We start from the raw sequence: 24613 nt of genomic DNA on the forward strand, positions 1-24613 counted from the left end.
TGTATATTCACCTCTGAAATTTCTTTATCTGTTCCTGTAATTTTTCCTTTGTTCTTTTCAGCCAGCAGAGGACCGAATTCTGTTTGATATAAATAAGGATTCCGGCAACGAGCAGAAGGATTAGAGGCAGAAGGAATTTCAGTACATTTAATACGAAATGATCCGAGGTGCTTCCTTCATAGTTTAAAGTAAAAGAATCGCCTGTGAGTTCTACCTTATGGATAGAAGCAACTGTTTCGTCTCCCTCCATCAGGGCAGAGACCGGTTTATCCGCTACGTTCTGTGCCATTTTTATGTTTTTGTAATGATCTGCGGTCACAGAAATATCGGCAGAGGAATCTTTGCTCACGGAGGCAAAAGTGAAAGTGCCTTTGGCTTTCTTATTGTTCAGATGCAGTCTGAATTTTCCGGTATAGCCGGATGTCTGCCCGCGGAAAAGGGACTTCTTTGTCTCATAGGAAGAAGAACTGCCCTTCCAGATCTTTTTCAAGTCTGCATCACACTGGTTCACGGTACCCTTCTGTGTGAAAGAAAGGCGATAATCATCTTCTTTGTCCAGTGAAACATTGGAGACAGTACTGCCCATAAAGGCTTCTTTGAGTTTTGCAAGTTCCCGTTTGTTGCAGACAGAAGAGAAAATAAGGCTGAAACTCCTTCGGATATCGTTTTTATTCTTGTAGACTTCTGCAATCTCATATTTTCTCACCGGCTGTCCAAAGGAAGATGAGAAATTTACTTTCTTTTTGCCTGTTTTTCCGTCGATCAGAGTCTGTTCGCCGCTGCCGGAATAGGCGGCATTGGAAATATGAGTGTAGGTGACGGGAACCTTTCCGGTTTCGTCTGCAAAGTTTTTAAAATCTAATGTCTCTTCATAATCCAGGAGAAATTTAAACGGGCTGCCGCTCTTTGTCTCCACCCGGTACGTGCCTCCCGTATCTGATGTGTGCAGCACCTTTCGTGTGACGGCGCACAGATCGGAAAAATTGTCTTTGGTAAAGGTGATGACCAGAGTCTTTCCGTCTTTTTCATTTTTCCAGCGTTTTTCATAGGAGGAGCCGGAAAAATAGCTGCTGATGGCAGAAGAGTGCTTTTCCAGCGTTTCTTTCGGGAGCCGGATGGAAATAGTCCTTTTGAGTTTTCTGCTGCTTGTCTCCCGGGTTTTTATATCAATGGAGGAGACAGGTACATAAGTCATTTCGTTAATACTGATCTTTTCATCGGTCTCGTACTTTTTTCCTGCGAACGTAAATTCTGTGCTTTTCAGGTTCCACAGGTCATTGACAGACTTTTGATCTACGTACCCCTTCTCATAGAGGGCTGTATAGAGCCAGGACATCAGATCTTTCGTGGAGAAATTTTCTGAATAGCGAAGTCCCTTTGCAAACGGAGAATCTGCATAGCTGTAACTGATCTCCGGAGCAAAGTTCAGCAGGGACTCGACTTTTTTTCTGTAATCTTTCAGGGAAGAAAAGTCCATGCGGAAGGTGTAGACCGTGTCGTCTTTTTCCGTGGTCTGCTTATAGACAAGGGCTTTCGGGCAGGCATCCCGTATGACCCTGTCTAAATCTTTTTTGGAACCGGAAAAATATCTGGTCAGATCGGCAGAACTGACCGTACAGGTCATGAGCCTGTGTCCGGAAAAATCTTTATTCAGTTCCATGCGGCTGTTGAGTTCAAGTCCGCAGCCCCACAAAAATATGAGAGAGAACAGCATAAGAGACAGCAAACATTTCTTTTTCATTTACATTTCCTTTAAATATGCTTCATTAATTTCGATTACTTTTTTCATCGCATCCTGTCCCGGAGCTCCGATCGTATTTCTCTTTTCCACGCAGGTCTTCATGCTGATCGCATCATAAATATCTTCCTCAAAGGCAGGGCTGATCTCCTGATATTCCTCAAGAGAGAGCTCATCCAGGGAAATACCTTTTTTAATACATAAAAGCACCAGCTGACCCACGATACCGTGAGCGTCCCGGAACGGAACCCCGTGATTTACGAGATAATCCGCAGCATCGGTGGCATTAGTAAAGCCGTTCTTTGCGCTGCTTTCCATGCGGTCTCTGTGAAACGTCATCGTCTTTATCATTCCTGTGAACAGGCTTAAACACCCTTTTACCGTGTCAATGGCATCGAAAGTATATTCTTTATCTTCCTGCATGTCTTTGTTATAGGCCAGCGGAATTCCCTTCATAGTCGTGAGGATGGAATTAAGAGCCGCATAGACACGGCCGGTCTTTCCTCGTACCAGCTCTGCGATATCCGGGTTTTTCTTCTGCGGCATAATGCTGCTTCCGGTACTGAATCCGTCATCGATGGACACAAATTGGTATTCATTGGAATTCCATATGATGATCTCTTCGCTGAACCGGCTTAAATGCATCATAACAGTTGAAAGAGCAGATAATAGTTCTATGATATAATCCCGGTCGGAAACAGAATCCATGCTGTTCAAGGTCGGCCCGTAAAAGTCCAGAAGATCTGCGGTCATTTTTCTGTCCAGCGGATAGGTTGTCCCGGCCAGTGCTCCTGAGCCTAATGGACAGTAGTTCATTCTCTCATAAATATCTGTAAGGCGGGAGTAGTCCCTTTTAAACATCTCCATATAAGCGCCCACGTGATGGGCAAGTGTTACCGGCTGTGCCTTCTGCAGATGTGTAAAGCCGGGCATAAATGTATCAAGATTATCTTTCATGATCTGATGCAGATTCTCCATCAGGTCCTTTAAAAGTTCCTTGAGAGAGGTGATTTCATCTCTGGTGTAAAGTTTCATGTCCAGAGCTACCTGATCGTTTCGGCTTCTTCCGGTGTGAAGCTTCTTTCCGGCATCGCCGATGCGGTCGATTAAGTTGGCTTCCACAAAACTGTGAATGTCTTCATACTCACTTGTGATCTCAATGGCTCCTGACTCGATGTCCGAGAGGATACCGTTTAAACCGCCGATGATCAGGTCTCTCTCAGCCGCTGTGAGAACACCGATACTTTCAAGCATAGTAACGTGTGCAATGCTGCCCTCTATATCCTGGCGGTAAAATTTCTGGTCAAATCCGATGGATGCATTGAAGTTGTAAACCAGCTGGTCGGTTTCTTTGGTGAATCTGCCACCCCATAATTGTGCCATATGTATTTCCTCATTTCTTATTATTTTGTCTTTTGATAAATTCTAACCATAATATTTTACACTATAAATGCAATATTTACTATATTTTTATTGGAAAAAGAGCGTATATCCAAACCCGGCATCGCACACAATATTTAAAAAACGGGTGAATAGAATGGAACGAAGATTAAAAATAGAAAAGCATTTAATTTTATTTGTTTTGGGAGGAATGGGATATTTCTTCCTGGAAGTTTTAGTGAGGGGATATTCTCATTATACGATGTTCCTGTGCGGAGGAGCCTGTTTTTTATGTATCGGGCTTTTAAACGAGAGCGTAAAGATCAAGATGAGCTTTATAAGCCAGATGGTTCTTTCTACGTTTATCATCACAGGGCTTGAACTGGTCACGGGACTGATCGTCAACGTTTGGCTTGGCTGGGACATTTGGGATTACTCTGAGCTGCCATATAATTTTAAAGGGCAGATCTGTCTTCTGTACTCGGTGCTCTGGTTTTTTGCATCCAGCGTTGCGATTGTCATGGATGATTTTTTAAGGTATAAACTGTTTCATGAAGAAAAACCTCATTACAAAATCCTTTGAGTCTTTCTTGCGATCAGAAGGAGGCTGTTTTTGCCTTTTTCTGATCATTTTTTTGGAAGACATCAGGTTCTTTTTATGATATTATTGTCAGGAGAATATAGGCAAGATTGGATTGCAGTGAATCGATTTCTTATTAAACTATAATAAAATCATAAGTATTTTCATAAGAATTAGCCAGAAAGAGTTTTATATAATGGTAGCTGCGAGGTGATTCTTATGAAAAAAATACCGACAGTACATAAAAAATTGGCAGCTGTCCTGCTGTTTGTCTTATTAGTGGGATGTTTTCTGACGGGGGTTTTATATACATCAGGAAAAAAGACAGCCAAAAAAACTGTATATAAAAATGGAACGATCCAATACAATATTTTCTATAATAACAAGAAAGAAATCAGACGGATGGTAAAGCAGGGCTTTGATCTGAACGACCCGGATCAATCCGCATCCAATGCACCTTTGCTCATGGCGATCGATGTTCTCGACCGGAACCGGATGTACGGCATGGTGGAATTTCTGACTGGGCAGGGGGCAGAAGTGAATGCGGATTATTCTGCAGAAAATGATATTGTCTTTAGACGCAGGACTCCGCTTTATGAGGCCATCTCCTTCGGAGACCGAAAGCTGCTCGGTCAGCTTTTGAAGGCCGGGGCAGATGCGGCTTATCAGGATAAAGACGGGACAACGCCGCTGATGTTTGCCTGCTATATGGCAAATGGAAACGTGAATCAAAACTCGGTAGATATCATCCGGAGTCTTTTGGATGCAGGTGCAGATCCGTCTGCCGTAAATAAGGACGGAAAAACAGCCGAAGATTATTTTGAAATGGGACGCAGAAATATGGAAGCCGATATGGAAAACAGCGGCTTAACCGACGAAGAGAAGAAACAGAGCCGGCGGTATCTGGGAAAGATCCGGGTTTTGCTGGACCGTGCGGTCGGCAGCCGGCGATAGAAATGAGGATGGAAAATGAAAAAACAATTAGTAATTGCAGAGAAACCTTCGGTGGCAAGGGATATCGCCAGGGTTTTGGGATGCAGGCAGAAGGGATCTTCCTTTATGGAGGGGGATCAGTACATCGTGACCTGGGCACTGGGTCATCTGGTGACTCTGGCAGATCCGGAGCAGTATGGGAACCAGTATAAGCAGTGGAGCATGGATACACTTCCGATGATGCCAAAACAGTGGAAACTCGTGGTGATCGGGAAGACGTCCAGACAGTTTCAGTCTGTCAAAAAGCTGATCTTCAGGGAGGATGTGTCGGATATTATCATTGCGACAGATGCGGGGCGCGAGGGTGAACTGGTGGCCCGGTGGATTCTCTTGAAAGCGGGAAATAAAAAGCCTGTAAAGCGGCTGTGGATTTCATCGGTCACGGACAAAGCTATCCGGGAGGGATTTTTAAAGCTGAAACCGGGAAAAGAATATGAAAACCTGTATCACGCGGCTGTGGCAAGGGCAGAGGCAGACTGGCTGGTAGGGATCAATGCCACGAGGGCGCTGACCTGCAAGTATAACGCCCAATTATCCTGCGGCAGAGTACAGACTCCTACGCTTGCCATGATTGCTGAAAGAGAAGAGGAGATCCGCAGTTTCCGGCCGAAAAACTATTATGGACTTAAAGCTGTCAGCCAAGGCTTGACATTTACGTGGAAAGATCACAGGTCAGGAAGCAGCCAGAGTTTTGACAGGGAAAGAATAGAAAAGGTAAAAACAGCCGCGGACGGAGCGCCCCTCCTTGTTCAGAAAGTATCAAAAAAGCCGAAGAAAGCCTATGCGCCTGCCCTCTATAACCTGACGGACCTTCAGACCGATGCAAACAAAAGGTTCGGATTTTCTGCCAAACAGACGCTGAATCTGATGCAGAGTTTGTATGAGCACCACAAGGTATTGACTTATCCGAGGACGGATTCCAGATATCTGACCACCGACATGGCAGACACCATAAAAGAACGGCTGAAAGCCGTGAGCGTAGGCCCGTACAAGCAGTGGACCGCAAAGCTCATGACAAAACAGGTCAAGGCCTCGGCTTCGTTTATCAATGACGGCAGGGTATCAGACCATCATGCCATCATTCCAACAGAACAGCCGGCATATCTGAGTGATATGAGCTTTGAGGAGCGGAAAATTTTTGATCTGGTAGTAAAACGTTTTCTCGCCGTTTTGTCACCGGCCTGTGAATATGAGCAGACGTCTGTTTCCGGAAAGATACAGGGAGAGATGTTTGAGGCAAAAGGAACCGTCATGGTCAAAGCCGGATGGAAAGATATTTATCAGGAAGAGGACGGAAAAAATGAGGCTCTGCCTCAGAAAATACTTAAAATTTTTAAAGAGGGAACAAATGTCAAAGTGGACTCTTTAAAGATCACAGAAGGGACGACCAGTCCGCCTTCACGGTATACGGAAGGAACCCTGATTTCCAAAATGGAGCGGCAGGGCCTGGGCACGGTGGCTACCAGAGCGGATATCATTGAGAAACTGTTTTCAGGATTTCTTCTCGAAAAGAACGGCAATGAAGTTACTGTGACTGCCAAGGCAAAACAGCTTTTAAAACTGGTCCCGGAAGATTTGAGAAAGGCAGAGCTCACGGCTCAGTGGGAACAAAGGCTTACGGCAATCGCCGAGGGCAGGGAAAGCGACAGAAAATTCATGGGAGAGATTGGCGGGTACACCAGACAGATCATCGAAGAGATCAAACATGCCGACGGGACGTTCCGCCATGAAAACCTTACCCGCCATAAGTGTCCGGAGTGCGGGAAATTCATGCTGAAAGTGAAAGGAAAGCACGGTACGTTCTTAGTCTGCCAGGATCGGGAATGCGGATGCAGAAAGACACTTTCAAGGACAACCAACGCCAGATGCCCTGTCTGTCATAAAAAGATGGAGATGGTCGGAGAAGGAGATGCCCAGAAGTTTGTCTGTGTGTGCGGACACAAAGAAAAACTCAGTGCGTTCAAAGAGCGGAAGAAAAAAGAGGGTGCCGGAGTCAGCAAAAAGGAAGTGAACCGGTATCTGAAAAAGCAGCAGAAAGAAGCGCAGGAGCCGATCAATAACGCCTTTGCGGATGCATTGGCGAAGCTGAAACTTTAAAGGTGCAGCAGGGGGGAGCAATATGAAACAGAAGAAAAGACGGTGGGTGAAACTATTGTTAATTCTCATCTTTGCGGGGCTTCTGAGCGCAGGAGGGATCAACTGGTTTGTCGTCCGCCGGTCGGGAAAAGAAATACAATCATTGCAGAAACTTGCTTCGCAAAAAAGCAGAAAAGCGGATGCAGTCGTCGTGTTGGGGGCGAAAGTGAGAAAAGACGGCAGCATGAGCCTGATGCTGAAAGAACGTGTTGATTTAGGGATTCAGGCTTACAAACAGGGACTTGCGGACCGGATCATTATGAGCGGAGACCATGGAGCAGGGGGGTATGATGAGGTCAGCACCATGAAGACATACGCCATAGAGAAGGGAGTGCCGTCCGAACATATTTTTAAGGATCATGCAGGATTTTCTACTTATGAGACGATGTACCGGGCAAAAGATGTTTTCAGGGCGAAAAGTATTATTGTAGTCACACAGAAGTATCATCTGTACCGTGCCGTTTATGATGCCGGGGCGCTGGGACTTGAGGTGAAAGGGATCGCCTGTGATAAGGCTGTTTATAAAGGAGACAAAGCAAGAAAATTCCGGGAGGCTATTGCAAGAGTCAAGGATTTTGGATACACGGCAGTAAAGCCAAAACCAAAATACTTAGGAAAGGCAATACCGGTCAGCGGAAATGGAAATGTGACGGATTAAGGACAAAGCGGTCAAGCCCGCCTTATCCGCCTGAGAAATAAAAAACTGCCGGTCAGCTGTATATTTTCAGCTGGCCGGCAGTTTTTTGTATAATACCTGCTTTTTTGTTTTAAAATTAATCGGCAAGGCCCTGGTCTTTTAAGGCTCTTACTTTCATTGACAGGCCGAACAGACGGATGAATCCTTCTGCGTCGTGGTGGTCGTACAGGTCACCTGTTGTAAAGCTTGCAAGTGATTCGCTGTAAAGGGTATGAGGAGAGGAAGTACCCGCTTTGATGATGTTTCCTTTGTAAAGCTTGAATTTTACTTCTCCGGTCACGTCTTTATCGACTGTCTCGATGAAAGACTGTAATCCTTCTCTCAGAGGACAGAACCATTTTCCTTCATAGACAAGATCGGCAAACTTGCCTGCTACGATTTTTTTGAACGCCATGGTGTCACGGTCTAAGACTACTTCTTCCAACTGCTGGTGGGCTTCCATTAAAATGGTTCCTCCCGGAGTCTCATAGACACCGCGGGATTTCATACCAACCACACGGTTTTCCACAATGTCGATGATGCCGATGCCGTGTTTGCCGCCGAGTTCATTTAACTTGCGGATAATGTTGGATGCCTTCATCTTCTCGCCGTTTACCGCAACCGGAGCTCCGGATTCAAAGGTGATGGTCACGTATTCTCCCTCTTCCGGAGCCTGCTCCGGTGAGTTTCCTAATACTAATAAGTGATTGTAATCAGGCTCCACAGCCGGATCTTCTAATTCCAGTCCCTCATGGCTGATGTGCCATAAGTTCCGGTCACGGCTGTAGCTGTTTTCTGCAGAGAACGGAAGGTCAATGCCGTGGTCCTTGCAGTACTGGATCTCATCTTCGCGGGATTCCATCTTCCATGTGTCCAGTTCACGCCATGGGGCGATGATCTTGATGTCCGGAGCCAGCGCCATGATAGATAACTCAAAGCGGATCTGGTCGTTTCCTTTTCCCGTAGCGCCGTGGCAGATCGCAACGGCACCTTCTTTTCTCGCAACTTCCACAAGTTTTTTTGCGATGACCGGACGGGCGAACGATGTACCTAATAAATATTTGTTTTCGTAAACCGCATCGGCCTTTACTGTCGGGATCACATAATCATCCACAAACTCGTCAACTACATCTTCTATATATAACTTTGTGGCTCCGGAAAGCTTTGCGCGCTCTTCCAGACCGTCTAATTCATTTCCCTGTCCGACATCCACACAGCAGCAGATGACTTCATAATCATAGTTTTCCTTCAACCAGGGGATAATCGCGGTGGTGTCCAGCCCGCCGGAGTATGCCAAAACAACTTTTTCTTTCATTCTTGTTCCTCCTCATATAGTTCGTACCATCAGTTTTTTATCTGTGTTCTATCCAATAATATACGGGATAACAGGAGAAGATGCAAGGACTTTTTCAAATAATAATGCATAAAATTTCAAAATAAATGAATATATACATAAATAAATGAATAAATATTCATAATGTCTTTGTGGGGAAAAGATTTAAAAACTCTGATTTATCGGTAAAAAAGGTGTTGCATATTACATTACAGAGATGTATAATTATAAACAATTCGTAAACGCAGGAAAAGAGGAGAATTTTATGATAAAAGCAGGAATTATAGGATCTACGGGTTATGCCGGACAGGAACTAGTCCGTCTGCTGATGCAGCACAAGGATGCAGAAATCGTATGGTATGGCTCCAGAAGCTACATAGACAAAAAGTACTATGAGGTCTTCCATAATATGTTCGAGATCGTGGATGCAGGCTGTATGGATGACAATATGGATGAACTGGCCGAAGAAGCGGACGTGATCTTTACGGCTACCCCTCAGGGGCTGTGCAGTTCCCTGGTGTCGGAGAAAGTTTTATCTAAGACAAAGATCATCGATTTAAGCGCAGACTTCAGGATCAAGGATGCGGATCGCTATGAAGAGTGGTATGGAATCAAGCATCCCAGCAGAGAATTTATCAGGGAGGCCGTTTACGGCCTGTGTGAGATCAACAGAGAAGATGTAAAGAAAGCCAGACTGATCGCCAACCCGGGCTGTTATCCGACCTGCTCCATTCTTTCGGTCTATCCTTTGGCGAAAGAGGGGTTGATCGATATGAATACGGTCATCATCGACGCCAAATCCGGAACCTCCGGGGCGGGAAGGGGTGCAAAGGTCAACAATCTGTACTGTGAAGTCAATGAAAATATCAAAGCTTATGGAGTGGCGTCCCACAGACATACGCCGGAGATCGAGGATCAGCTCGGCTATGCGTGCGGGCAGCCGGTTGTGCTTAATTTCACCCCCCATCTGGTGCCGATGAACCGGGGAATCCTGGTGACAGCCTACGCTTCCTTAAATGAAGAAGCTACATATGAGCAAATAAAAAATATTTACGATTCCTATTATAAAGAAGAAACATTTGTCAGAGTGCTTCCCCAGGGCGTATGTCCGGAGACCCGATGGGTAGAGGGAAGCAACTATGTAGATCTGAATTTTAAGATTGATCCGAGAACGAACCGCGTGATCATGATGGGTGCCATGGATAATCTCGTTAAAGGAGCGGCCGGTCAGGCGGTCCAGAATATGAACCTGATGTTCGGACTCGATGAGACAGAGGGACTTAATCTGGTCCCGATGTTCCCGTAGAGATGAGAAAGGAGATAAACTATGAAGATATTAGACGGAGGGGTGACGTCCCCGAAAGGTTTTTTGGCAGCAGGACTGCGGGCTGGAATAAAACCCGGAAAAACAAATAAAGATATGGCTATGATTTTGAGCGAAGAACCGGCGGCTGTGGCAGGGACATTTACGAGAAATGTTGTGAAGGCAGCTCCGGTACTATGGGGACAGAAACTGGTAAATGAGCAGGAGACGGTCCGGGCAGTGGTTGTCAATACAGGGATCGCAAATGCCTGTACCGGTGAAAAAGGTTATGACAACACGGTAAAGACAGCGGAAATGGCAGCGTCAGAGCTTGGTGTTTTAAAAGAAGAAGTTCTGGTGAGCTCTACCGGAGTGATCGGTCAGCAGCTTCCGATGGAAGCCATTGAAAAGGGTGTAAGGCTTTTGGTTCCGGAGCTGAAGCATGACCGACAGAGCAGCCGGGATGCGGCGGAGGCGATTCTTACTACCGATACGAAGACAAAAGAGGCAGCAGTTTCTGTGGAACTTTCAGGTGCGGAGGTGACCGTTGGAGGTATCTGCAAAGGCTCCGGCATGATCCATCCCAATATGGGAACCATGCTTGGTTTTATCACCACAGACGCAGCCATTGACAAGGCTTTGCTCCTGGAACTTCAAAGGGAGCTGATCGAGGATACCTTTAATATGATCTCTGTAGATGGTGATACTTCCACTAATGATACCGTGTTCGTGCTGGCAAACGGAATGGCGGGGAATGCAAAGATCACGGAGAAAAATGCAGACTACGAGGCATTCAAAGAGGCACTGTTTTATGTGAACCGGGAGCTTGCCAAAAAGATTGCCGGAGACGGTGAGGGCTGTACAAAGTTATTTGAAGTTCAGGTACACCATGCACCGGATAAGGACTGTGCCAAGACTCTGAGCAAGGCAGTGGTCACATCCAGTCTCACAAAGGCGGCCATTTATGGAAAAGACGCAAACTGGGGAAGAATCCTCTGTGCCATGGGATATTCCGGAGCGGCATTTAATCCGCTGAAAGTGGATATCTCATTAGAGAGCAAAAAAGGAAGTCTTACTATTGTAAAAGATGGGGTCGCTGCGGATTATTCTGAAGAAAAAGCCACGGAAATTTTAGCCGAAGATGCAGTGACAGCCGTCATTGATATCCATAACGGAGAAGTGACAGCCACGGCGTGGGGCTGTGACCTGACCCATGAATATATATCTATCAACGCAGATTACAGGAGTTAAGGAGAGGAACTATGGACGAAAAGATGTTGGAGGAAGAATCATTGAAAGCAAAGGTATTGATTGAAGCTCTGCCTTATATCCGTTATTTCAGCGGGAAATATGTGGTTGTCAAATACGGCGGAAGCGCCATGCTGGACGCAGAACTACAGAAAAATGTGATCCGGGACGTAGCCCTTTTAAAATTGATCGGTATGAAGCCGATCATCGTACACGGCGGCGGCAAAGAGATCAGCAAGTGGGTGAAGCTTTCAGGAAAGGAACCTGAATTTTACAATGGCCTCCGTGTCACAGACAAAGATACGATGGAGATCGCAGAGATGGTGCTGTTCAAGGTGAACCAGGAGCTGGTTGCCATGATGGCGCAGCAGGGCATCAAAGCCGTCGGACTTTCCGGAAAAGATGCGGAGATGATGAGGGTAGAAAAAAAGGAAGTCCCGGGAAAAGATCTCGGCTATGTGGGAAATGTAACAGAAGTCAATACGGACCTTTTAGAGGCGCTCATTGAGGATGATTTTGTTCCGGTTATCTCTCCCATCGGACTTGGGGAGGATTACGCCGGCTATAACATTAATGCGGATGATACGGCCTGTGCCATTGCTTCTGCTTTGAACGCAGAGAAGCTGGTTTTCCTTACGGATATTGAGGGAGTCTTCATTGACCCTGAAGATAAGAGCACACTGATCTCCGAGATGGATTTGACCCAGGCGCATGAATTCGTCGACAAAGGAGTCGTTGGCGGGGGCATGCTTCCGAAGCTTAAAAACTGTATAGAGGCCATCGAAAACGGTGTTGCAAGAGTGCATATTCTGGACGGACGCCTGGACCACTGCCTGCTGCTTGAGTTCTTTACACAAAAAGGTATCGGAACAGCGATCTTAAAAGATCCGATTTTTTAGGAGGAGAGCATGAATCATTTTATAGAAGACGGAGAAGCATACATATTAAAGACTTACAACCGGTTTCCAGTGGTTTTAGACCGCGGGGACGGTGTAAACCTATATGATACCGACGGGAAAGAATATCTGGACTTTGGGGCAGGGATCGCTGTTTTCGCATTGGGGTACGGAAACAGAGAATACAATGATGCTCTGAAAGCCCAGATCGATAAACTGATCCATACGTCGAACCTGTATTACAATGTGCCGTCGATTGAAGCGGCAAAAAAAATCGTAGAAGCCACAAAGATGAAAAGAGTATTTTTCACTAACAGCGGCACGGAGGCCATCGAGGGCGCGCTGAAAGTCGCACGGAAATACAAATATCAGGAGGACCCGGACAAGGAATATGAATTCATTGCAATGAAGCAGTCCTTCCACGGCAGAAGCCAGGGGGCCCTGTCTGTGACAGGCAATGAAAAGTATCAGGAAGGCTTTGTGCCGAAGGAATTTCGTGCGGTGTTTGCCGAATTCAATGATCTTTCCGATGTGGCTTCCAAGGTGACGGACAAGACCTGCGGCATCATCTGCGAGGTGGTCCAGGGAGAAGGAGGTATTTATCCTGCCGATCCTGAATTTTTAAAGGGTTTAAGGAAACTCTGTGATGAGCATGACCTTCTGCTGATCTTTGATGAGATCCAGTGCGGCATGGGACGGTGCGGTTCAATGTTTGCCCATGATATCTATGGAGTAAAACCGGATATACTGACCCTTGCCAAGGCTCTTGGATGCGGTATTCCTGTGGGCGCGTTTGTAGTAGGTGAGAAAGCAGACGGGGTTTTAGTGCCCGGAGACCACGGAACGACTTATGGGGGGAATCCTCTGGCGGGAGCAGCGGTAAATGCTGTCTTTGAGCAGTTTGAAAAGCTTGATTTGGTCGCACATGTCAGGGAAGTGGGCGGCTATCTGTGGGATAAACTCGAAGAACTTAAAAATGAATTCAGTTTCATCACTGCCCACAGAGGCGCCGGACTGATGCAGGGACTGGAGTTTTCGTCAGAAAAACAGGCTGGGCAGATTGTATCGAAGGCTCTGTCCAACGGACTGATCCTTATCTCTGCGGGAAACAATGTTTTGAGGTTTGTACCGCCGCTTGTCATCGAAAAGGAACATGTAGATCTGATGACTGAAAAGCTCAGAGCCTCTTTTTAAATGTATAATCAAAAACTTCCAGGGATAAACTATGGGTAACAAATCTTTGGAGGTTTTTTTATGATTGGATTTATAATAGCATTAGTATCAGGAGCCCTGATGAGTATTCAGGGTGTGTTTAACACCGAAGTTTCAAAGCAGACCGGATTGTGGACAGCAAGTTCTTTCGTGCAGTTTACCGGACTGCTGACCTGCCTTGCCGTCTGGAGCTTTGCGGAAAGGGACCAGAGCTTTCTAAGCCTCATGAAAGTGTCGCCCAAATACGTGCTTCTGGGAGGAGTCATGGGTGCGGGCATCACCTTTACAGTTATCAAGAGCATCGGTTTGCTCGGACCGGCAAAATCTGCCATGCTGATCGTGGCTGCACAGCTGATCGTTTCGTACTTAATCGAGGTTTTCGGACTGTTCGGCGTTGAAAAAACAGGTTTTCAGTGGATGAAGCTTGCGGGCGTCGTATTGTTTGTTGCCGGCATCTTAATTTTCAAATGGAAATCATAAGGTTCCCCTGAAAGATGTCCTTGTAAAAATGAGACAGATTAGTTACAATAGCAATAGAGATTTTACGCATGGATAGATGGCGCTTTGTACAGTTAAGGAGGTCCTTAGATTGTATAGAGCAAAAAAGTTATGCATGACCGGTATACTGTTACTGGCATTCTGCGCGGCGGGATGTACACAGAAGTCCGGAATGCAGATAAAAGATGGGTCCGAGTCCCGAATAACCGAAGAAGCTTCCGAGAAGGAGAAGATCTGCGTCTATGTCTGCGGCAGCGTGAAGAAACCTGGAGTTTATGAACTTCCGGAGGATGCAAGGATTGTCTCTGCCATCGCTTTGGCAGGAGGATTCACGAAGGATGCCTCAGCCGAAGACGTCAATCAGGCAGAACGGATCAAAGACGGGCAGCAGATCTATGTGCCCTCGAAAAAGGAAGCCGGGAAGAAGAGGGATACATCTTCACAGACCGGAGTTTCCGGGGCTCAGGACAAAAGGGTGAATCTAAACAGTGCATCCAGGGAAGAACTGATGACCCTTACAGGGATCGGAGAGGCCAAAGCTTCCGACATTATTTCTTACAGAGAAGAAAACGGAGGCTTTGAAAAGCCGGAAGATATTATGAAGATCCGGGGGATTAAACAGGGCATCTACCGTAAAATCAAAGACATGATAACAGTTTAGTTTGAGGTGAAAATATGAAGAAGGTACTGGTTGTTGATGACGAAAAATTGATAGTAAAAGGAATCAAGTTCAGCCTTGAGCAGGATGAGATGGAGGTAGACTGTGCCTATGACGGAGAGGAAGCCCTGGGCCTTGCAAAGGAAAATCAATACGATATCATACTTTTGGATGTGATGCTTCCTAAGCTTACGGGATATGAAGTGTGTCAGGCCATCAGGGAGTTTTCGACCGTACCCATTATCATGCTGACAGCAAAAGGCGACGACATGGATAAGATCCTCGGACTTGAGTACGGCGCGGATGATTATGTGACCAAGCCATTCAATATTCTGGAAGTAAAAGCGCGGATCAAAGCCATTTTAAGGAGAAGTGTCAGCCACACGGCTCCGGCAGAGACGCCTAAGGTGATAGAAAGCCGCGGATTAAAGATTGACTGTGACAGCCGGAGAGTGCATATCAACGGCAAAGAGGTTAACTTGACGGCGAAAGAGTTTGACTTGCTGGAACTGCTCGTATTCCATCCGAACAAAGTATACAGCAGAGAAGACCTGCTGAACACTGTTTGGGGGTATGACTATCCGGGTGATGCCAGGACCGTGGATGTCCATATCAGGCGTCTGCGCGAAAAGATCGAAGTAAATCCGGGAGTTCCTGACTATGTACATACAAAATGGGGGGTAGGTTATTATTTCCAGGCATAAGAAGGACAGATTTTCCTACTTTAAAAGTATGCAGTTCCTCATTTTTATGTCAGTGCTGGTGATTACGGTATTCGTGGTGGTGCTGTTCAGCAAGCTTTTAAACGACTCATACAGCGAAAAGGCAGAACAGCAGAAGATCGACGGGATTGAAAGCCAGTGTCAGTGGCTGGCATGGCAGGTTGTCGGAGTGGATTTTTTGATCGATGACAGTTCCAACTCCATTTCCAACCAGACCAATGAGCTGGCGGCGAGCCTGCATGGACGGATTATCGTCGTAAAGAGTAATTATAAAATAGTAAAAGACACAATGACAGATTATCAGGATAAGTTTTATATCTCTGACGAACTGCTGAAGGTCATGAAAGGAAACAAAAAACGTATTGTCTCCGAGGTGGGCAACAACGTAGAGATCATGATTCCGATCGTGAACAAAGGAAACCGGAAAAAGAAGGTACTGGGAAGCGTCATCGCAACGATTCCGAAGAGCGATATTGTAGCTGTCTCCAATGAGATGAAGCAGCAGAGGAATATGCTGGTGGTTGCGTTTATCATATGCGGCATGTCTGCCGGGGCGCTGTTGAGCTACTGGCTGACGAAGGATTACCGTAAGATCCAGAAGGATCTGGATTTTATCTCTTCCGGACATGAGGATGAGACGATCAGTGTAGTAGGATGCACCGAAGTTAAAAACATGGTTACGGCCATGAATGAGATTCTTGCCAAGGCACAGGTTCTCGAAAATTCACGCCAGGAATTTGTCTCTAACGTTTCCCATGAACTGAAGACGCCTATGACTTCCATGAAAGTCCTGGCCGATTCACTTCTTCAGCAGGGAGAGACTGTGCCGGCGGAACTCTACCGCGAATTCATGAATGATATTGTGGCCGAAATCGACCGGGAGAATGTCATCATATCGGACCTTTTATCTCTGGTCAAACTGGATAAGAAGGCAGCCAAGCTGGAGATTTCCAGCGTCAATATCAATGAACTGCTGGAGATGATCATGAAGCGGCTGAAACCGATCGCGGGACAGAGGAATATTGAGCTGATTCTGGAATCTTTCCGTCCGGTTACGGCCGAGATCGATGAGGTGAAGCTGACCCTGGCGCTCTCTAACCTGATTGAGAATGCAATCAAGTATAACCAGGACGACGGATGGGTAAGGGTATCTTTAAATGCCGACCACAAATATTTTTATGTGAAGGTAGCGGATTCAGGCGTCGGCATCCCGGAAGACTGTCAGGGACAGGTGTTTGAGCGGTTCTACCGGGTAGACAAGGCCAGATCCAGAGAGACCGGGGGAACCGGTCTGGGACTTGCTATTACCAAAAATGCAGTTCTTGTCCATAACGGTGAGATTAAGCTGTACAGCAAAGAGGGAGAGGGCACTACATTTACGGTCCGGATTCCGCTCAAATATCAGGCATAAGGAGGGATACGGCGGTGAGAAAACGAACGATTTTATTATGTATCCTTCTGACCCTTTCCAGTGTGCTCGTTTTCTGTGCGGGCTGTTCAAAGAAAGATGAAGAGGATACACAGTCAAAAGACGGGACAGGAATTTACTACACAAACAAAAGCTGCACGAAGCTGATCAGGAAGGATAAAGATATCGATGTCCAAATGAACAGTCAGCTGGGGGCAGAGGAACTTTTGGACGAGATGTCCAAGGTCGGCAGGAACAGCAAGTATAGGACAGCCATTCCGGAAGATATCAATATCAGCAATGTGATGGTTTCCAACAATATTGCCTATGTGGATTTTTCGGTTGGGTATAAGAAGATTGAACCGAATGAAGATGTCATCTGCAAAGCTGCCATCGTCTATACGCTGACACAGCTGAAGGGAGTCGGTTATGTGGAATTCACCGTCTCCGGGCGTCCGATCATCGATACGGACGGTAAGCTGATTGGTGGGCTGAACCGGGACAGCTTCCTGTTCGGTGAACTTCCGATGGAGTAAAACAAATGAATAACAGACCATTTCTTGCAGTATTTGCAGGCTGTTGGCTTGGAGAAATCACAGCATGTAATGATGTTCGGATGGTTTTCGCAGCGCTTCTCTTTTCAGGGATATTTGTGCTCTTTTTTAAGAAACAAATGTATGAATGGAGAAGGGCTGTTTTATTTTCCTTTGCAGGTTTTATGTTGGGAGCTCTTATGTTTCTTTATCAGAACGAAAGGTTCACCCGGCAGGAAAAAGCGTTAAAAGGCTCTGAACAGGTAAGAGCGGCGGGTACCGCAGAGTGGAAAGGAAAGACAAAGAAGAAAGAATTTCTGCTTCTATCCCATGTATATCTGCCGGACCGGGATCTTTATCTGGATGGGGACGTGATGGTGTATGACGACGATTTCGATCATATACTGCCGGGAAATAAAGTGGTGCTGACGGGGGAACTTTTGGCTCACGAAGGGCCGTCCAATCTGGGAGAGAACGATATGAGGATCTACTATCTCTCCAGGAATATCGGATTTACGATGTTTCCGGATAAGAAGGAGACTTTGGGGCAGGAGAAGAATTTTTGGAAGAGCAGGTTGTTTTCTATACGGAACCGCATGTCGGAACATCTTTCCTCCCAGTATGGCGAGGAGATACGGCCGATATTTGAGGCGATGATTCTGGGCGACAAGACAGATATTTCGGAAGATTTGAAAGACACTTTCACCCAAAGCGGAATCGTCCATATTCTGGCGATTTCCGGGCTGCACATCTCGCTGGCAGGCGCAGGGATTTACCGCAGACTGAGAGGGGCAGGGGTTTCTCTCTGTCTGTCAGGTGCAGCCGGACTGATGTTTGCTTTTTCCTACTGTGTCATGACCGGAATGTCCGGTTCATCAAAAAGAGCCCTGCTCATGTTCTTTTTCTTCGTGCTGTCCCAGATATGCGGACGCTCTTATGATCTGCTGTCATCCGGCGGCACGGCGGGGTTTCTGCTTTTGCTGGAAAGTCCGTTCAGATGCATGGATGCCGGATTTTTAATGTCCATGGGGGCTGTCGTCTCTGCCGGTATTTACAGAGAAGTGCTGCCGGCACGAAAACAGAAAACTTTCAAAGACAGACAGATAAACCGGTTTGTCTTCTGTATTGTGGTCCAGATCATTATGATGCCGATTCTTTTATATTTTCAGTATGAATGTTATCCTTTTTCTTTTATTTTTAATTTTCTGATGCTCCCTCTCGTGACAGCAGGGTTCACGGCAGGATTCCTGAGTGCTTTTCTGCCGGTTTTCCTGTTTTCGGTCCCCGCATCCGTATTGTTTTCTCTGATTGTGGCGGGAACAAAGCTGTCCCGCCGCCTGCCGGTTCAAAACCTTGTCCTTGGAAAACCTTCTTTTTTGTGGATTATTTTATTTTATACTGGGCTCTGCTTGATGCATAAAACGTTGAAAAAAAGGTCTTATCTTAAGTATGCCTGCCTGCTGGCATGCGGCTGTTTTTTGGCATTGGACGTACAGAAAGGGCAGGATAAAATTTCTTTTCTGGATGTGGGCCAGGGAGACTGTATTGCCCTGTCGTTAAACCGGCAGGACATGATCCTGGTGGACGGCGGGAGTTCCTCCAAACAGGATGTGGGACGGTATATCATAGCACCGTATGTAAAATCACAGGGATATCAGGCGATCAGAGCAGCAGTCATCACCCACCTGGATTCTGACCATTATTCGGGCATCAAAGAACTTCTGCCGTCGGGGATGATCAAGCGACTTTATCTGCCCCGGGTAAAGAAAGATAATGCATATATGGAAATAGAAAAGGAAGCCGAACAATATCATGTTCCGGTCGGTTACTTGTCGATGGGGAGTAAGTTTTCGGGGACTGACTGGTCTATGGAATGTCTGCATCCCAAGCCGGATACCGGGCTGGAGAAAAATTCCGCATCCCTTGTGTTCCGGCTGAAGGTACAGGACTTGAGTGTTCTTCTGACAGGAGATTTGGAGAACGAAGGGGAAGAGATGCTTGTGCGGAGCGGGATACAGCATGTCGACATATTGAAGGTGGGACATCACGGATCTAAAAACGGCACAGGAGAGGAGCTGCTCCGTCAGCTCAGGCCAAAGATTGCCATCGTTTCCGCGGGGAAAAAGAACCGATACGGGCATCCCCACCGGGAGACGGTGAGAAGACTGAAAGATTCGGGATGTAATATCTATGAGACTGCCGGATCAGGAATGCTCTGGTTTTCCGTGAAAAGAAAGCGGTGGTATTTAAATTCCAAACTTGATATAATAAAACAATGATAAAAAAGAAGAAAATCGCAGGTATTGTCCCATGTGCAGGATTATCGAGGAGGATGGGGGCGTTTAAACCGCTGCTTCCATTTGGAAACGGAACCATTATAAGAGGTACGGTCAAAAGCCTTTTGGACGCCGGTGTCAGCAAGGTTATTGTGGTGGCAGGATACCGCGCAGATGAGATTGAAGAAGAACTGGCCTCTATGAGCGGGACAGAGATCATACATAATGACAATTTTGAGCACGGAGATATGATGGAATCCGTACAGATGGGGATTGCCAGGGCTCTGGCCTTTGACGGCGCCGTAGTGGTGCCGGGGGATATGCCTATGATCGCTGAAGAGACATATCAGGTGCTTTTTACATGGTTCGAGGCCTCAGAGGCCTCAGTAGTTATTCCGTCCAGAAACGGGCAGAGGATTCATCCTCCGGTGATTTCGAGGGAGTGTTTTCCATATCTTTTAAGATTCAGAGAAGGGGGAGGTCTCAGGCGGGCATTACTCCATTACCTGGAATCTACGGTTTTGGTCACAGTGGAGGATGATCCCGGATGCATAATGGATACGGATACACCGCAGGATTATGTGAGACTGATGGAATATTATGGAACAGGGAGGAAAAGGCATGGAATTTCGGCAGATTGAAGCTTTTGTAAATGTAGTAAAGTATCAGAGTTTTTCTAAGGCGGCAAAGATCATGTTTCTTTCCCAGCCCACGGTCAGTGCCCATGTGGTTTCAATGGAACAGGAACTTTCCTGCCGTCTGTTTGACCGGACGACGAAGCGGGTGGAAGTCACGGCAGATGGAAAGAGATTGTACGAGTATGCCACAAAAATACTGGATTTAAGAGATGAAGTATATGAGGAATTTATCCGTCCGAAAGGAGAGAGGCTCTCTCTCGTGCTTGTTGGAGATTCGATTGCTCTGCAGTATGTTCTGCCTGATATCTTAAAGGATTTTAAGCAGCTGCACAGGGAGGTGGACATCTCTCTCGTCCAGAAGAACAGTGCGGATACGGTTAAGATGCTTCTCAAAAAAGAAGCTGATCTGGGATTTCTGGGAAAACATGAGGATGTGCCGGAACTTGTTTTTATCCCTTATGGGACCGATCAGCAGGCAGTGATCACGCCGAATCACGAAAAGTACCGGAATCTGCTTGAAAATGGCTATTCGTTTCAGGAATTGCTCAGCGAACCTTTTATTTTAAGAGAACTCACAGATGATACGGAGGAAGATGAAGACCGTTTTTTAGAAGAGCAGGGTGTTGATCTGAGCAAGCTGCATGTGGCTGCAAAAATACATGATAAGGAGATCATCAAACGTTCCGTCAGTATGGGAATGGGCATCGCGGTCATGCCGCTGAAAGCGGTGGAAGAGGAGGCAAAAAGAGGAAAGCTGCTGATTTTTCATCTGGACCCCGGGAAAGCCGAGAGGAGGCTTTACCTGGCTTTCCGCAAAGAAGATGCAGAGCAGTCCCCGATTTTAGATCTCACAGCTCTGTGCAGAAAATATAATGGAAGAGAGAGGCTTTGACAATGAAAAGAGTTTTACAGCATATAAAAGAACAGAAGTATCAGAACCTATATTTGTTTTATGGAAAAGAAAAGTATCTGGCAGCCCAGACGCGGGACAAGTTAAAAGAGGCGCTGATTCCATCCGGGGATACGATGAATTACTCCTATTTTGAAGGAAAAAAGACGGACCTTCCGGAAATTTTAGAACTGATACAGACAATGCCCTTTTTTAATGATTACCGCCTCTTGGTACTGGATCAGACAGAACTTGGGAAGAAAAGCAACGATGATTTTTTGAGTGCGCTCAAGGAAATTCCGGAGACTACGATTCTTTTGATCATTGAAGATGAAGTGGACAAGAGGTCAAAAATCTATAAGTATATCAATAAAGAAGGCTGTGCGGTATCTTTTGAGACGCCGAAGGAAAAAGACCTGATCCTGTGGGTTGCCCAGATGCTGAAAAAAGAACAAAAAAAAATGACTCAGAAAGATATTCAGCTGTTTCTTTATAAGACCGGGCAGGATATGTTTACAATAAAAAATGAGCTGGAGAAATTGATTGCCTATACGAAGGGCAGAGAGGTCATCGGTTCAGAAGATCTGGAGGCCCTGACCACAGCCCAGACGACCAATCAGATCTTTGTCATGCTGGAAGCCATCGCAAAAAAACAGCGGGATACCGTTTTAAAGCTCTATTATGATTTGATCGAACTTAAGGAATCCCCTTTCGGGATACTGGCTCTGCTGGTGAGACAGTGCAACCAGCTTTTACAGACCCAGTCGCTTCTGGAAGCCGGCAAATCCCAGGGGGAGATGGCGAAAGAACTGAAAGTGCCTCCGTTTGTAGTGGGAAAACTGAAGCAGCAGGTGCGCTTGTTTAAAAGAGAAGAATTATATGCGATGATAAAAAAATGTGCAGTCACAGATGAAGGGATCAAGACCGGAAAAATCACGGACAGGATCGGAGTGGAACTGCTGCTCGTAGAATTCAGTAAGTAATAAATAAGTAATAAAAAAAGAGCTGACGGTTAGCTCTTTTTTTATAGATTCATTTTGAAAATTAAGCTACTGTATTGACAGCTTTTGTCAGGCGGGAAACCTTTCTTGCAGCAGTGTTCTTGTGGAAAATTCCTTTGGATGCTGCTTTGTTGATCTCTGAGATACATGCTGTTAACGCTTCGTTTGCAGCAGTTTTGTCTCCTGCGGCAACAGCTGCTTCTACGTTTTTGATATATGTTTTTACTTTTGTTTTAATCGCTTTGTTTCTTTCTGTCTTTGTGTTGATTACAAGAATTCTCTTCTTTGCAGATTTGATATTTGCCAATGTGGGCACCTCCATATAATAATTGTACTTATCTTTTCGTTCGGTGTTTACTTCGAAGCGAGACACGGTAATAGCTTCTATAAACATACTTCTCTATTTTATAGAAGTCTGTCCGATCTGTCAATGCAAAAGTTCCTGTTTTTACATATTTTTTTGGATTCTTTTCATACTAAGGACAGGAAGAAAGGAGAATAGGGATGCAGAACAGAACAGACTTAGCGTTAGAACTGAAAGAAGAAGCAGAGGAAGAATCCAGATTAAAAGGGGTTTCCATGAAAACCAGAATCGATGTCTCCAATCAGATCAAAGAGACGAGGATCACGATCAAAGACAAAGAGGGCGAACAGGTACTTGGAAAACCTATGGGTCAGTATATAACGATCGAGGCAAAGGACTTGTCGGCAAACGACGGCAGCTACCACAAAGAGATGAGCGAGGCTTTGTATTTGAACTTAAAAGAAATGATTCCAAGAAATGCAAAGGTGTTTGTGGCAGGCCTTGGAAATTCTGATGTTACGGCCGATTCTCTCGGACCTAAGGTTGTAAATAATCTCTGGATTACCCGGCATCTGAAAAGAGAAGGTTATCTAAAAGATGCGATGGAACTCAGTGCGATCGCACCGGGAGTTATGGCACAGACCGGTATTGAAACTTCAGAAGTGCTGGAGGCCCTGGCAGCCAAGATCCAGCCGGATCTGTTGATCGCCGTGGATGCCCTGGCAGCCAGGAGTTCTTCCAGGCTGAATAAGACGATCCAGATCAGTGATACCGGAATTGCACCGGGGTCCGGGGTGGGAAATCACAGAAATGAGATCACAGAGAGAACAGTCGGAATCCCGGTCCTTGCCATAGGTGTTCCGACGGTCATCTCTGTTCCCGCTATCATCAGTGATATTGTGGGGAATGAGTCGGATAACGGAGATATTTTGGAAATGCTTGACGAGGATTTTACTTCCATGCATGTGACACCGAAAAATATTGACGAATCCATTAAGAGAATCAGTTACACAATTTCAGAGGGAATTAATCATTTACTGCATAATCATATAAAAGCTGAATAAAATGATGATATGGGAAAAAAGAGAAGAGCAGCGGGATGCGTCTTGTTTGCCGTCTTCCTTATCATGGGAATCCGTTTTTTTTCCGGACATCCGGACATGGTGTCCGCGGCTGTCCAGAATTATTATCTAAAAGCAGTAAATGAGCTGATTCCGTCCTATCACAGCGGCGGCCAGCCGATTTACGGATCAGTGCTGAATAAAATCATAACGACCTACCGGAATGACATTGTGCCGTCTATCTGTTACAGTGAAAATTATTCCGAGGTTAAAAGTTCCGATTTAGTAAAAAATCAGTTCTATGATCTGGAGGATAATGAACAGAGCGGAGTCCGGGTAGATGAAGTTCCGGCGAAGAAGACCGTGTTCAACAGTAAAAAGTGGAACGATCCGAATTATTTAAGAAAATATATTTATCAGGTAGACAGCACTACGATGGTGACGAACAGTGAGATCAATGGAAAGGTTCTTTTAAATAAGGACCTTTCCCTGAAGAAATCAAAGCAGCCCCAGATTTTGATCTTTCACACTCACGGCAGTGAAGCTTATAAGGACAGCAGGAAAGGAGAAAAGTCAGACACTGTCATAGGAGCCGGAGATGTTCTAACAAAACTCCTGAAAGAACAATATGGGATCAATGTGATACATGACAGAGGGATTTACGATGTAAAAAACGGAAAGGAAGACCGGTCGAAAGCATATTATTATGCGGCGGCCTCTGTTGAGAGATATCTTAAAAAATATCCGAGTATCCAGGTGGTGATCGATCTGCACCGGGACGGAGTGAAAGAGAGTACAAAACTGGTTTCAAAACAAAATGGGGTGGAAATGGCTCAGTTTATGTTTTTTAACGGCATCAGCCGAACTGCCAAAAATGGAGATATCAAATACCTGAAAAATCCGAACAAGAAGACGAATCTGGCGTTCAGCCTGCAGCTTCAGGCGGAGGCAATGAAAAAATATCCGGGTCTTACCAGGAAGATTTACATCAAGGGATACCGTTATAATCTGCATTACAGGGGAAGGAGTCTTCTGATTGAGTTGGGTGCTCAAAACAATACAGTAAAGCAGGCTAAAAATGCAATGAAACCGCTGGCAGAAATTTTAAATGATGTGTTATACCCTTGAAA

At 45.8% G+C, this 24613-nt stretch carries 23 protein-coding genes; 19 read left to right on the forward strand and 4 right to left on the reverse strand.

Features of this window, described 5'->3' with window-relative positions:
- Window positions 1-7: 7 nt before the first annotated feature.
- Window positions 8-1741 carry a hypothetical protein gene (locus QGT46_RS09650; RefSeq protein WP_270430766.1) on the reverse strand — a complete coding sequence of 578 codons (1734 nt, stop codon included), beginning with the start codon at window positions 1739-1741 and terminating at the stop codon, window positions 8-10.
- Complete coding sequence (gene argH, locus QGT46_RS09655; RefSeq protein WP_270430764.1) at window positions 1742-3121, reverse strand: argininosuccinate lyase; 1380 nt, start codon at window positions 3119-3121, stop codon at window positions 1742-1744.
- Between the two features lie 154 nt (window positions 3122-3275).
- Between argH and QGT46_RS09660 the strand changes: the two genes are divergently transcribed.
- The 4 genes from QGT46_RS09660 to QGT46_RS09675 all read left to right on the forward strand — a co-directional run bounded on the left by QGT46_RS09660 (window position 3276) and on the right by QGT46_RS09675 (window position 7485).
- Entirely contained in the window at window positions 3276-3701 is a 426-nt protein-coding gene (locus QGT46_RS09660; RefSeq protein ID WP_024727221.1) for a putative ABC transporter permease, read from the forward strand.
- A 216-nt stretch (window positions 3702-3917) separates the two neighbouring features.
- Window positions 3918-4652, forward strand: a complete 735-nt coding sequence (locus QGT46_RS09665; RefSeq protein ID WP_148459743.1) for an ankyrin repeat domain-containing protein — start codon at window positions 3918-3920, stop codon at window positions 4650-4652.
- A 15-nt stretch (window positions 4653-4667) separates the two neighbouring features.
- Window positions 4668-6788 (forward strand): DNA topoisomerase III, encoded by a 2121-nt coding sequence (locus QGT46_RS09670; protein WP_024727223.1) that lies wholly within the window; start codon window positions 4668-4670, stop codon window positions 6786-6788.
- A 22-nt stretch (window positions 6789-6810) separates the two neighbouring features.
- Window positions 6811-7485 carry a SanA/YdcF family protein gene (locus tag QGT46_RS09675; protein WP_270430762.1) on the forward strand — a complete coding sequence of 225 codons (675 nt, stop codon included), beginning with the start codon at window positions 6811-6813 and terminating at the stop codon, window positions 7483-7485.
- A gap of 115 nt (window positions 7486-7600) precedes the next feature.
- Here QGT46_RS09675 and QGT46_RS09680 read toward each other — a convergent pair whose 3' ends face one another.
- The gene (locus QGT46_RS09680) at window positions 7601-8818 is read right to left on the reverse strand and encodes an argininosuccinate synthase (RefSeq protein ID WP_270430761.1); all 1218 of its coding nucleotides are present in this window, start codon (window positions 8816-8818) and stop codon (window positions 7601-7603) included.
- Between the two features lie 283 nt (window positions 8819-9101).
- Between QGT46_RS09680 and argC the strand changes: the two genes are divergently transcribed.
- The 13 genes from argC to holA all read left to right on the forward strand — a co-directional run bounded on the left by argC (window position 9102) and on the right by holA (window position 22100).
- Window positions 9102-10142 carry an N-acetyl-gamma-glutamyl-phosphate reductase gene (gene argC / locus QGT46_RS09685; protein WP_270430760.1) on the forward strand — a complete coding sequence of 347 codons (1041 nt, stop codon included), beginning with the start codon at window positions 9102-9104 and terminating at the stop codon, window positions 10140-10142.
- 21 nt (window positions 10143-10163) lie between these two features.
- Window positions 10164-11390 carry a bifunctional ornithine acetyltransferase/N-acetylglutamate synthase gene (argJ, locus tag QGT46_RS09690; protein WP_270430759.1) on the forward strand — a complete coding sequence of 409 codons (1227 nt, stop codon included), beginning with the start codon at window positions 10164-10166 and terminating at the stop codon, window positions 11388-11390.
- Window positions 11391-11401: 11 nt separating this feature from the next.
- Window positions 11402-12286, forward strand: a complete 885-nt coding sequence (gene argB, locus QGT46_RS09695) for an acetylglutamate kinase (protein ID WP_024727228.1) — start codon at window positions 11402-11404, stop codon at window positions 12284-12286.
- A 9-nt stretch (window positions 12287-12295) separates the two neighbouring features.
- Window positions 12296-13477 (forward strand): aspartate aminotransferase family protein, encoded by a 1182-nt coding sequence (locus tag QGT46_RS09700; RefSeq protein WP_270430758.1) that lies wholly within the window; start codon window positions 12296-12298, stop codon window positions 13475-13477.
- Between the two features lie 60 nt (window positions 13478-13537).
- The gene (locus QGT46_RS09705; protein WP_024727230.1) at window positions 13538-13975 is read left to right on the forward strand and encodes a DMT family transporter; all 438 of its coding nucleotides are present in this window, start codon (window positions 13538-13540) and stop codon (window positions 13973-13975) included.
- 109 nt (window positions 13976-14084) lie between these two features.
- The gene (locus QGT46_RS09710; protein ID WP_270430757.1) at window positions 14085-14654 is read left to right on the forward strand and encodes a helix-hairpin-helix domain-containing protein; all 570 of its coding nucleotides are present in this window, start codon (window positions 14085-14087) and stop codon (window positions 14652-14654) included.
- Between the two features lie 14 nt (window positions 14655-14668).
- Complete coding sequence (locus QGT46_RS09715; protein WP_024727232.1) at window positions 14669-15355, forward strand: response regulator transcription factor; 687 nt, start codon at window positions 14669-14671, stop codon at window positions 15353-15355.
- Between the two features lie 28 nt (window positions 15356-15383).
- Window positions 15384-16784 carry an ATP-binding protein gene (locus QGT46_RS09720; RefSeq protein ID WP_148459735.1) on the forward strand — a complete coding sequence of 467 codons (1401 nt, stop codon included), beginning with the start codon at window positions 15384-15386 and terminating at the stop codon, window positions 16782-16784.
- Window positions 16785-16798: 14 nt separating this feature from the next.
- Window positions 16799-17317, forward strand: coding sequence for a GerMN domain-containing protein (locus tag QGT46_RS09725; RefSeq protein ID WP_148459734.1), 519 nt, complete (start codon window positions 16799-16801; stop codon window positions 17315-17317).
- Window positions 17318-17322: 5 nt separating this feature from the next.
- Entirely contained in the window at window positions 17323-19593 is a 2271-nt protein-coding gene (locus tag QGT46_RS09730) for a DNA internalization-related competence protein ComEC/Rec2 (protein ID WP_270430754.1), read from the forward strand.
- Window positions 19590-20231, forward strand: a complete 642-nt coding sequence (locus QGT46_RS09735) for a nucleotidyltransferase family protein (RefSeq protein WP_024727236.1) — start codon at window positions 19590-19592, stop codon at window positions 20229-20231. Before QGT46_RS09730 ends, QGT46_RS09735 begins: the two co-directional genes overlap by 4 nt.
- The gene (locus tag QGT46_RS09740; RefSeq protein ID WP_148459732.1) at window positions 20212-21120 is read left to right on the forward strand and encodes a selenium metabolism-associated LysR family transcriptional regulator; all 909 of its coding nucleotides are present in this window, start codon (window positions 20212-20214) and stop codon (window positions 21118-21120) included. Before QGT46_RS09735 ends, QGT46_RS09740 begins: the two co-directional genes overlap by 20 nt.
- Window positions 21121-21122: 2 nt before the next feature.
- Window positions 21123-22100, forward strand: coding sequence for a DNA polymerase III subunit delta (holA, locus tag QGT46_RS09745; RefSeq protein ID WP_095142939.1), 978 nt, complete (start codon window positions 21123-21125; stop codon window positions 22098-22100).
- Window positions 22101-22161: 61 nt separating this feature from the next.
- On the opposite strand, the gene rpsT is transcribed toward holA, so the two are convergent.
- Window positions 22162-22425, reverse strand: coding sequence for a 30S ribosomal protein S20 (gene rpsT / locus QGT46_RS09750; protein WP_270430753.1), 264 nt, complete (start codon window positions 22423-22425; stop codon window positions 22162-22164).
- Between the two features lie 197 nt (window positions 22426-22622).
- On the opposite strand from rpsT, the gene gpr reads away from it, so the two are divergent.
- On the forward strand, window positions 22623-23486 hold the full coding sequence (gene gpr / locus QGT46_RS09755; protein ID WP_148459731.1) for a GPR endopeptidase: 864 nt from the start codon (window positions 22623-22625) through the stop codon (window positions 23484-23486).
- A gap of 9 nt (window positions 23487-23495) precedes the next feature.
- Entirely contained in the window at window positions 23496-24611 is a 1116-nt protein-coding gene (gene spoIIP, locus QGT46_RS09760) for a stage II sporulation protein P (protein WP_148459730.1), read from the forward strand.
- Window positions 24612-24613 lie beyond the last annotated feature (2 nt).

The organism is Anaerostipes faecis, from assembly GCF_910574135.1.
In the GTDB taxonomy this organism is placed as follows: domain Bacteria; phylum Bacillota; class Clostridia; order Lachnospirales; family Lachnospiraceae; genus Anaerostipes; species Anaerostipes hominis.